The 9,824-nt window shown below is 69.2% G+C and carries 7 protein-coding genes; 1 reads left to right on the top strand and 6 read right to left on the bottom strand.

Annotated features, from left to right (window positions below; genetic code table 11):
* A partial coding sequence (locus V8688_RS29735; protein ID WP_342802179.1) for a (Fe-S)-binding protein occupies positions 1-2,565 on the bottom strand: 2,565 nt, incomplete at its 3' end.
* A gap of 518 nt (positions 2,566-3,083) precedes the next feature.
* Between V8688_RS29735 and V8688_RS29740 the strand changes: the two genes are divergently transcribed.
* Positions 3,084-3,755 carry a hypothetical protein gene (locus tag V8688_RS29740; protein WP_255587072.1) on the top strand — a complete coding sequence of 224 codons (672 nt, stop codon included), beginning with the start codon at positions 3,084-3,086 and terminating at the stop codon, positions 3,753-3,755.
* A 70-nt stretch (positions 3,756-3,825) separates the two neighbouring features.
* Here the strand turns inward: V8688_RS29740 and V8688_RS29745 are convergent, their stop codons facing one another.
* The 5 genes from V8688_RS29745 to V8688_RS29765 all read right to left on the bottom strand — a co-directional run.
* Positions 3,826-4,680: an NRDE family protein gene (locus V8688_RS29745; protein ID WP_218716742.1), complete on the bottom strand. Its 855-nt coding sequence runs from the start codon at positions 4,678-4,680 to the stop codon at positions 3,826-3,828.
* A gap of 89 nt (positions 4,681-4,769) precedes the next feature.
* The gene (locus tag V8688_RS29750; RefSeq protein WP_218716752.1) at positions 4,770-6,080 is read right to left on the bottom strand and encodes a S1 family peptidase; all 1,311 of its coding nucleotides are present in this window, start codon (positions 6,078-6,080) and stop codon (positions 4,770-4,772) included.
* A gap of 107 nt (positions 6,081-6,187) precedes the next feature.
* On the bottom strand, positions 6,188-7,549 hold the full coding sequence (locus V8688_RS29755) for a S1 family peptidase (RefSeq protein WP_218716743.1): 1,362 nt from the start codon (positions 7,547-7,549) through the stop codon (positions 6,188-6,190).
* 118 nt (positions 7,550-7,667) lie between these two features.
* On the bottom strand, positions 7,668-8,774 hold the full coding sequence (locus V8688_RS29760) for a hypothetical protein (protein ID WP_218716744.1): 1,107 nt from the start codon (positions 8,772-8,774) through the stop codon (positions 7,668-7,670).
* A 42-nt stretch (positions 8,775-8,816) separates the two neighbouring features.
* A partial coding sequence (locus tag V8688_RS29765) for a LuxR C-terminal-related transcriptional regulator (protein ID WP_342802180.1) occupies positions 8,817-9,824 on the bottom strand: 1,008 nt, incomplete at its 5' end.

A 9,824-nucleotide genomic window follows, 5' to 3' on the forward strand; every position in this document is an offset into this window, starting at 1 on the left:
CGCGGTCTCGGCGGCAGGCGCCGCTTCGGCTGCCTTCGCGCCCGGAGCCTTCGCGCCGCCCTTCATGCCGAGTCCGCCGCCGGGTGCCTTGGCGCCACCCTTCATGCCCAGACCCTTGGCCGGAGCGGCCTCGGCGGGAGCGGCTTCGGCAGCGGGAGCCTTGGCGCCCGGTGCCTTGGCGGCGCCCTTCATGCCCAGACCGCCACCGGGCGCCTTCGCGGCGCCCTTCATGCCAAGACCACCGCCGGTCGGCGCGGCCTTCGGGGCGGCCTGCTCGGCCACCTCGGCGACCGGCGCGGGTTCCGGTTCGGGCTCGGGCTCCGGCTCGGCCTTCGGCTCCTGGACGACGAGCAGGTTCGCCGACAGCTCGGCGGCGTCGACCCGGGTGATCGAGTCGAGCATCAGCTGCGCGACGTCGACGACCTCGACGCCCTCGCCCTGACCCTGCTCCTGACGCGCGGTGACACCGTCGGTGAGCATGACGCGGCAGAACGGGCAGCCGGTCGCGATCTTGGTCGGGTTGGTGGACAGTGCCTCGTCCACGCGGTCGACGTTGATGCGCTTGCCGAGCTGCTCTTCCATCCACATGCGCGCACCACCGGCACCACAGCACATGGACCGCTCGCCGTGCCGCGGCATCTCGACCAGGGTCGAGCCCGAGGCCTCCATGAGCTCACGCGGCGCGTTGTAGATCTTGTTGTGCCGACCCAGGTAGCAGGGGTCGTGGTAGGTGATGTTCTGCGACACCGAGGCCACCGGCACCAGCTTCTTCTGCCGCACCAGGCGGTTCAGCAGCTGGGTGTGGTGCACGACCTCGTAGGTGCCGCCGACCTGCGGGTACTCGTTGTTGAGCGCGTTGAAGCAGTGCGCACAGGTGACGACGATCTTCTTCTTCGACTGCTCGACACCCTCGAACACCGAGTTGATGACCTCGATGTTCTGCATGGCCAGCTGCTGGAAGAGGAACTCGTTGCCCGCGCGACGAGCCGAGTCACCGGTGCAGGTCTCCTCGGCGCCGAGCACCATGAACTTGGTGCCCGCGGTGGCGAGCAGCTCGGCGACCGCCTTGGTGGTCTTCTTGGCGCGGTCCTCGTAGGCGCCGGCGCAGCCGACCCAGAACAGGTACTCGTAGCCGTCGAAGCTGTCGGCGTCCTGGCCGAAGACCGGGATGTCGAAGTCGACTTCCTTGATCCAGTTGAGGCGGTCCTTGGAGTTCTGGCCCCACGGGTTGCCCTTGTTCTCCAGGTTCTTGAACAGACCGGCCAGCTCGGACGGGAACTCCGACTCGATCAGCACCTGGTAGCGGCGCATGTCGATGATGTGGTCGACGTGCTCGATGTCCACCGGGCACTGCTCGACGCAGGCACCACAGGTGGTGCAGCTCCACAGCACCTCGGGATCGATGACGCCGTGCACGTCCTCGCCGCCGATCAGCGGGCGCTCGGACTCGGCGCGGGCGGCCTCGGAGATCTTGGCCAGCTTCGCCTCGTCGGGCTTGCCGTCGGCGTCGACCAGACCGATCTCGTCGCCGCCGGGATCCTTGCGGCCACCGGCCAGCAGGTACGGGGCTGCGGCGTAACCGTGGTCGCGCAGCGACATGATCAGCAGCTTGGGCGAGAGCGGCTTACCGGTGTTCCAGGCCGGGCACTGCGACTGGCAGCGACCGCACTCGGTGCAGGTAGTGAAGTCCAGCCAGCCCTTCCAGGAGAAGTCCTCCATGCGGCCGACACCGAGGTTGTCGACATCGGGGTCGACGTTCTCCATGTCGAGGACCTTGCCGTTGGACATCATCGGCTTGGCCGCGCCCAGGGCGACGCTGCCGTCGGCCTCACGCTTGAAGTAGATGTTCAGGAAGGCCGAGAAGCGGTGCCAGGCCACACCCCAGGTGATGTTGCGGCCGACCACGAACAGCCAGACCATGCCGGACATCAGCTTGATGAACGCGAAGATCGAGATCAGTGTGACGTTGGCCGGGATGATCTTGGCGATCTGGCCGGTGATCGGGTCGGTCCAGGTGGAGTGGCCGGTCAGCGACAGCACGCCGGCCTTCACCAGCACCATGCCGATGCCCTCGGTGAGCACGACCCACTCGACGAAGTACGCCGGACCGAACTTCGAGCCGCTGAAGCGGGAGAGCCGCGCGGGCAACCGCGGGTGGTTCAGCTGGCGGATGATCATCAGCGTCGCGATGCCGACGACGGTGCCGACGCCGAGGATCTCGTCGCCGAGATGGAACCACCAGGTCTCGCCGATGAACGGCCACGACCAGGTGGGATCGAAGGTCTGCCCATAGGCCATGAACCAGAACTGCGCACCGGCCAGGAAGCCGATCATGACGAGCCAGTGGGCCCAGCCGACGGTGCGGAACTTGTTCATCCGGGTGTGCGCGATGAACTCGACGAGCATGGTCTTGAACCGCGGGAAGAACGGTCGCCACCGGTCCGGAGCGGACTGCCCGATCGTCACGGCCTTGCCGATGTTCCATGCGCCGCCGAGGAACGACGCCCAACAGAACAGGCTGAGCACTGCTCCAATCGTGCCCAACGTGATTGTCAGGGCATTCATGTCGCGACCTTTCTTTAGAGGCAACACGAGGGTCTTGGGTGAGGCGAACTCACCCGGTTGGCTCGTATCGTAACCGGCGCTAAGTTACCGGCCAGTAACTACCGGTGTCCACCGTAGGATCGGCATTTGTGCTCTGACCTTGTTTACTGCGGCTTGACCTGGGTTTTGCTTGTGAGCAATATCACATAAATGTTTGCCGGAAGGTTCCCAGGGCTGCTGGTGAACACCGTAAACCGTGCGTGATCTGCGACGGAGCTAAGGACAGGCTTACTCCGGTCGGTGAGATTCGTTCTGGCCTCATGGGTTTCAGTCCATTAGGCTCCAGCTGTTCTGTCTGCTGTGCCGGTCTTCACACTGCTCGGGGAGAAGTAAGGGACACCTCACGGTGTGTCTCTGCTTGACGAGTCTCGCGTGTCGCGGATCGCACGCCGCACCACACCTGATGGATTGGAACCCGAATGAACTTCCGTAGGACCACTGCGGCAGCCGCCTTGGTTATCGGTGCTATGACCGTGTCCATGGGCACCTCGCATGCTGAAGAGGCCCCGCAGGACATCAAGTACTCGGTGAAGCTGGTCGACAAGACCGTCGTCGCCACCCTCCAGAACGGCACCTTCTCGATCGTCGAGCAGGCGGGCGAGACCCCGGAGGCTCCCAAGACCAAGGTCGCCGAGATCAAGGACAGTCGGGGGGCTGTCGTGATCTCGCTGCCGATCGATTACGCGATCAACGGCGTCGACATCCCGATGAAGACCGAGGTCGCCAAGGACAGCAAGGTCCTGTCGCTGACCCCGGAGAAGCCCGCCGGTGTCGAGATCGGTCAGGAGACCGTCGTCCCGCAGCCGGTTCTCAAGGGCACCGAGATCGCCTCGGTCCAGGAGAACCAGAAGGCGATCAACGACTTCTCCAGCAAGTTCAGCATCGGCACCGCGATCGGTACCTTCGTCGGCACCGCCATCGGCGCCATCGTCGGTTGTGGCCTCGGCCTGATCGCCGTGCTCGCCGGCTGCGTCGTCGGCCTGCCGCTGGGCGCCACCATCGGCGGCATCCTCGGCATGATCGCCATCGGCGGCCCGACCATGGCGGTCGCCGGTTTCGAGCTGCTGCAGGTGCTGCAGGCGGCCCCGAACACCTCGGTGTGGGCCGACAAGCCCACCCAGGCGGCTTCGGCTCCGGCGCCGGGTAACTGATCCCGCACCGCTCGAGCAGCGTTACCGCGAAGGCCCCGCTCCGATTCGGAGCGGGGCCTTCCGCGTTTTCTCAATCCGGCAACAGTACCCCGGACACCGATTCCGCACCGCCGGCGACGCCGTGGCGGCCGAAGGTGCGCTCGGCCATGGTGTAGCGACCGTCCTCCCGGATCAGCAGCACCGTGCTCGCCCGGGTGCCGTGCAGATCATGGGCGATGAAGCGGGCGGAGACGGCGCGCTCCAGCGCCAACGGGACGCCGGTGTCCGGGAGTCGATCATCGGGTGCCTCGGTGCGGTCGGCGAGCAGGGCGAAGTAGTCGTCGACGGAATCCGGTGCGGTGGCGACGATGTCGCGCAGACCGCGTAGGCCGCTGCCGACCTTCGGCCACAGCGGTGGTGCGCCGACGCCGACGACCGTCGGGTCGGCCTGGGGACGACTGTGGACAGATCCGGGCACCGTCGCCACATGAGCGGCATTGGACAGCCCGTGCAGACCCGGCGCCAGCTCGGTGGGACCGACACCGCTGCGATTCGACTGCCACCACAGGCTGCGGAGATCGCTGGTCAGCAGGTTGTAGCCGACATAGGTATCGGGCGCGGCGTCCGCGACCCCGGACAGATACTCGGGTGGACTGTGCGCGCCGCGCAGGTAGTCCATCAGCAGGGCGCCGCGCGAGCGGGGGTGGGCGGGCGTGTCGCGCGGATCGCGGACATTGGTGATCGTCGCGAAGCGAGCCTCGTCGGTGCGCAGGCCGAGCCAGGTGCCCACCGCGATCGCGCCCAGGTCGCGACCGGCCAGCAGCGACGGCTCCTCCGGCCAGTAGCGCAGCGACTCGGTGGCACGGGTGTAGAACTCGTCCCGGTTGGCGGCTACGATCAGCCGATACTCGGGGTGCGCTCGCCAAGCGAGCAGAACCAGACACATGACCCCAGCATGCCCTGGACACCGAAAAGGCCGGTAGCGCACTGCTACCGGCCTTTTCTGGCTGCTCTGTGCCTGCGGTGGGACCGCGATCAGTTGGTGCGGACCGCCAGACCCGGGTTGTCCGACAGGACGACGCTCAGCGGCTGCGCGAACAGCTGCGGGACGTCACCGGTGATCGCGCCGATGATGTTCGGGATCTCGCAGATCGGGTAGTCGGCGACCGACGACGCGCTGGAGATGCCCAGGGCCAGGCGGCCGGTCACGATCGCGCCACCCGAGTCACCGGGCAGGGCGCAGATGTTGGCCGAGAAACTCTGGGTGAGCTGACGATCGCCGACCTGCACGGTCTGGTCGACGCCGTTGATGATGCCGCAGCTGAAGCCGGTGCGCGCACCCGACTTGCAGACCGGCGCGCCGACCACCGGGGTGGCCACGCCGTCGACCGCGATCGGGGCGTTGCCCGGCACGCGGACCAGGTTGTTCTCGAAGCGGGCGCGAGCGTTGTCGTTGACCCGGATGATCGAGTAGTCCTGCTCGCCGAGCACCGACTTCTGGAAGGTGCCCAGCTGGGCGCCCGCGCGGTCACCGTTGAGCTCGTAGACGGCGGCGGCGTTGCCGGTACCGGCCGAGCCGATGTCGGGGTTGCAGTGGCCCGCCGAGATGTTGATGACGTTGCCCGCGCGGTCGGTGCCGTTGAAGCCCAGCGAGCAGCGCAGCGAGCTGCGGCCGACCACCGAGGCGTAGGCGTCGCCGCCGGCCAGCGCGCCGTTGCCGTCGCCGGCCACCGGGGTGGCCGAGAGGTCGACACGCTCGCCGGCCACCGGCGGCGCGGTGACGACGACGCGGGACGGGTCGATGAAGCTCGGCAGCGGCAGACCGGCCTGCTCCACGCGCACCGCGATCGCGTTGTTCACGGTGTCGATGACGACGCCACGAACCAGGTTGGCGACCTCCGGCGGCGCGGCGGCCAGCCAGTTCTCGAACGCGGTCTTCTCGCCACGCAGCGCGGACTCGCTCTTGGCGACGTTGCGGACCTCGAAACCGGCCGACTGGGCGGCCTCACGGGCCTGATCGGCGCCGGGACCGGACGCGAGCGCGACGACGGCGTTACCGGCGTCGTTGAGCCAGGCGCCGGCGAAGGCCTGCGGGAACTGGCGCTGCGCGGTGGTGGAGAACGCGGCGACCTGCTGCGCGACATCGGCGCGGCGCAGGTACTCGTCGGGGGAGATCTTCAGATCGCGCGTGACTGCCTCGATCAGCTGAGCGGGCAGGTCGGCGGCCGGCGCGGGCTGCGCGTCGGCGACTGCCATCGTGGGGCCGAACAGCAGAATCGCCGCCGAAGCGGCGATCACGGACTTCCGAGCTCTTCTCGAGCTTCGCGCGGACGGGGTGCGACCCATACGTGGCAGGAGCATGATCGAACTATATGGGCTGGAGCGGGTTATGCCTACTCGGACCGGGCAAGAGATTTCGCTCACCCGGTCCGGTCCGGCGATTCGTTGTGAGGTCAGCCCGCGTTCGGCTTGGTGCGCACGGCGATCCCGCTACCGAGTCCCCCGCCCGAGGTGGCTTCGATATCGGTCAGGATCGGCCGGATCGGCACGCCGAGCGAGGCGGTGCCGCCGTACGGGGCCAGCTGGGTGTTGGCCTCGGTGCAGTTGGGCGCCTCGGCGGCGTTGGAGCCGCTGGTGATGCCCAGTGCCAGGGTGCCGGTGACGATCGCGCCGCCGCTGTCGCCGCCCAGGGTGCAGGCGCTGCTGGCGAAGCCGCGGATGGTCTTGCTGACGCCCTCGGCGGTGAACAGCTGGGTCTCCACATGGTCCGCCGAGACGAAACCACAGGTGAAGGTCGAGGACTGGCCGGTCTTGCAGACCGGGGCGCCGGTGACCGGTTCGGCGGTGCCGGTGATGGTCAGCGACGTCCCGTTCGCGCCGCGCACCCGCGGCTGGTCCATGCCCGCGTTGATCGCGCGCTCGTTCAGCTTGATCACCGAGTAGTCCAGCGCGGCGGGTCCGCCGAGCACGGCCTTGGCGAACGCGCCGACCTCGGGACTGTTCGGGATGTCGCGCACGTTCGGCACGTAGACCGGCGCGGTGCCGCCGTTGTCGACGTTCGGGTTGCAGTGGCCCGCCGAGATGTTGAGCGCGTTGCCCGCGGCGTCGGTGCTGTTGAAACCGAACGAGCACACGTCGACGCCGCGCAGCGTCGTGTCGTGCAGGTCCTTGGTCGCGGTGATGTAGGTGTCGCCGCCCATCGGCTTGTACTCGACCGGACCGCCGCCGCCGGGGGAGAGCACCACCTTGATGGTGGCGATCAGGGTCGGCAGGTTCAGCAGGTGGCCGGGGCCGGTGTTGGCGATGTTGAGTACCAGCTGGCTGTTGAGCGCGTCGATGGCGATGGAGCTGATCGGTGCGGAGATCTCGCGCGGCAGGCTCGCGATCCACTGGGCCAGTTGCACCAGCGCGCCCTCCAGGCCGCCGGCCGAGATCGGGGCGAGGTGGGTCTGGTAGCCGTCGGCCGCGGCGATCTTGCCCGCCTCGGCGTTGGTGACGGCGATGACGGCCTTGCCTTCCGGCGTCATCCAGGCACCGGCGAAGGTGTCGGGGTTCTCGGCGCGGAAATCGCTGGCGTAGTCACGCAGCTGCTGGGCGCGGGCGGCACGGTCGAGGTATTCGGTCGGGGTCATCCCGAGGTCGCGCGAGAGGGCGGTCACCAGCTCGGCGGGTAAGGCGTCGGCCGAAAGCTGAAGGGGCGCTGATGGTTCCGCGGTCGCGATGCCGGGGCCGAACAGAGGTGCCAGGAGAACAGTCGCGGCGAAACCGGCGGAGGCTGCCTTGACTGCGGCGCGACGCGCCACCAACTTGCGCATGAAATCCCTTCGTCGGCACGAGTGATCGAGAACACCGCCGGCGGCTGTGATGTCGATCAGCGCATCACTCTAGGGCACGGGCGCGCGAAGGGCGCGGTTACCGTACCCCCGCACCGGATCAGTTGTAGCCGGGAATCCGCATGGGCGAGGGCAGATACCCCGGCGGGTACGTCTGGAACGGCAGCAGCGGGCGCGTCGTGCTGCGGCCGGGCGGGGTCGAGGTGGGCGACGGCGTCGGCTCCGGTGTGGTCGTCGGCGGCGCTTCGGTGCTGGTCGAGGGCTCCGGCTCGGGTTCGGGCGTCGTGGTGACGACCGGTGCCCGCGTGGTCGACTCGACGACCGGTGGCGGTGGCGGTGGCAGCTGGGGCGTCGGCGTCACCGTCAGCGATTCCGGGCTCGCGTCGGAGATCGGCGGCGGCGCGGTCGTCTCGCTACCGCGCAGCACCACCGACACCGCGACGCCGCCGAGCAGCAAGCCGATCAGCGCGGCGACCGCGATCAGCAGGGGCGTGCGGCTGCGCCGGGGTTCCCGCGGCTCCACCACCACGACCGGCATGGCCGAGGTCGGGGTGGCCAGCGCCTTCGTCGGCTGCGCCGTCACCGGCATCGCCGCCGAGTAGGCCTGCGCGGTCGCCGCCGGCCGGGCCAGCGCGGGCATCACGTCGGTGACGACGAGGGAGTTCTCGGTGACGATCGGATCGGGCGGCGTCGCGCCCGCCGGGGTCGCCAGCACCGCGACCAGCGCGGCCTCGGCGGCGGCGGTGGCGAACGAGCGGCCGGGATCGACGCCCTCGGCGGGCGGGGGCAGTTCGTCCTCGCCCAGCAGCGCCACCGACTTCAGGCCCAGATAGTCCAGCGCCTCACGCACGCCGCGCACCACCTCGGGGGTCCACTGCGCCGGATGCGTCGCGTAGAACTCGGCGGGGCCGCTGAGGTGCTCGGTGGTGAGATCGATGAGGCAGAACATCGCCGTCGCCAGCAGGTCCTCGGCGCGGTAGGCCTCGCCACCGTCGACATCGATACCCGCCGGATCGCCGATCGCGCGGACGAAACCGGAGATCGAGTGCGCGTGCCCGGTGGGAGCCGGTCCGCCGAGCGCGGCATCGCCCTCGTCGGACATGTGCAGCAGCGCGTCGCGTTCGACGATTCGCACCGTGCCGTCCTCGGTGACCACCGCGGCGATGCACTCGTCATCGGCGATGCGCAGGCCGACCCCAGTGGCCATCCGGTTTACCTCGCTTCGGGCGTCGACGTCGTCCGCGTCGAGTTACACCAGCAGTGAACCGTGTCCCATGGCGCGGAGCATTGACAATAATTCCGATCGTGAGCGCGCGCCTATCCGGCGTCGGATTCGCGCGACGTGATGCTCCACGGTTTTGGCGGAAATGTACAGCCGTGCGCCGATCTCCCGATAGGTCAGACCGAGCAGCACCAGTTCGGCAACCTCGCGTTCGCGATCGCTGAGCGCCGCCGTGGCAGGGGGCCGCGGGGCGGGCCCGTCGGCACCGTGGGGCAGGGGCTGGACCGCGGGTAGGGGCTGTTCCACCGGCTGGGCCCGGGCGCGAACCGAGCGGGCCAATTTGAGCAGCGTGGTCGCGGTGGCGGAGTCTCCGACGGCCAGCGCGGCCTCACTGGCCAGGCGGGCGGCGTCCCAGGTGAGGCCGAACTCGGCCAGTGCCGACACCGCGGCCTGCACCTCGGCGGCGGCGACCTGGCCGCGCAGCACGAGTACCCACGTGCGGCCCGCGTCGGCCAGCGCGGCGGCCTGCTGGTCGCCTGCCGCCGCGGCGGTCTTGAGCGCGTGGGCGTGGGGGAGCAGATCGCTCGGTGATTCGTCGGCGAGCGCGGCTTGGACGCCGTACCAGTGGAACAGGTTGGTCCAAGCCGGCGCGCGGCCCAATTTGCGTAGGAGTCCGCGTGCCGCGTCGATCAGCGGTTCGATCCGGCGCACATCGCGCAACCGGATGCCGGCCAGCCAGAGCTCGCCGATCGGCAGCAGACTCAGCAGGTCGGCTTCCAGCTCGTCGAACAGCGGGCTGGCGGACTGCCATGCGCGCGAAAGCGCCGCGTGGTCGCCCCCGCGCCGGGCCAGCCCAACGGCGAGCGCGTGGGCGAGCAGCTGATCGCGCGGTTCGAGCGTGGCGATGTCGATCTCGGCGAGGGTGTTCGCGGCGTGTTGCTCGTCGCCGCCGAGCAACGCGGCCCAGGCGGTGAGGACGGGGAGCTGACGGCCCGCCCCCCGGCCCGCCGCCCGGCGCAGCGCGTCGCCCGCCCG

It is taken from the genome of Nocardia sp. No.11 (assembly GCF_038752175.1).
In the GTDB taxonomy this organism is placed as follows: Bacteria; Actinomycetota; Actinomycetes; order Mycobacteriales; family Mycobacteriaceae; genus Nocardia; species Nocardia canadensis.

Excerpts from the sequence above, each read along its gene's own strand:
- V8688_RS29740 (WP_255587072.1), top strand. The coding sequence starts at position 3,084 with ATGGGCACCTCGCATGCTGAAGAGGCCCCGCAGGACATCAAGTACTCG.
- V8688_RS29745 (WP_218716742.1), bottom strand. The coding sequence starts at position 4,680 with ATGTGTCTGGTTCTGCTCGCTTGGCGAGCGCACCCCGAGTATCGGCTG.
- V8688_RS29750 (WP_218716752.1), bottom strand. The coding sequence starts at position 6,080 with ATGGGTCGCACCCCGTCCGCGCGAAGCTCGAGAAGAGCTCGGAAGTCC.
- V8688_RS29755 (WP_218716743.1), bottom strand. The coding sequence starts at position 7,549 with ATGCGCAAGTTGGTGGCGCGTCGCGCCGCAGTCAAGGCAGCCTCCGCC.
- V8688_RS29760 (WP_218716744.1), bottom strand. The coding sequence starts at position 8,774 with ATGGCCACTGGGGTCGGCCTGCGCATCGCCGATGACGAGTGCATCGCC.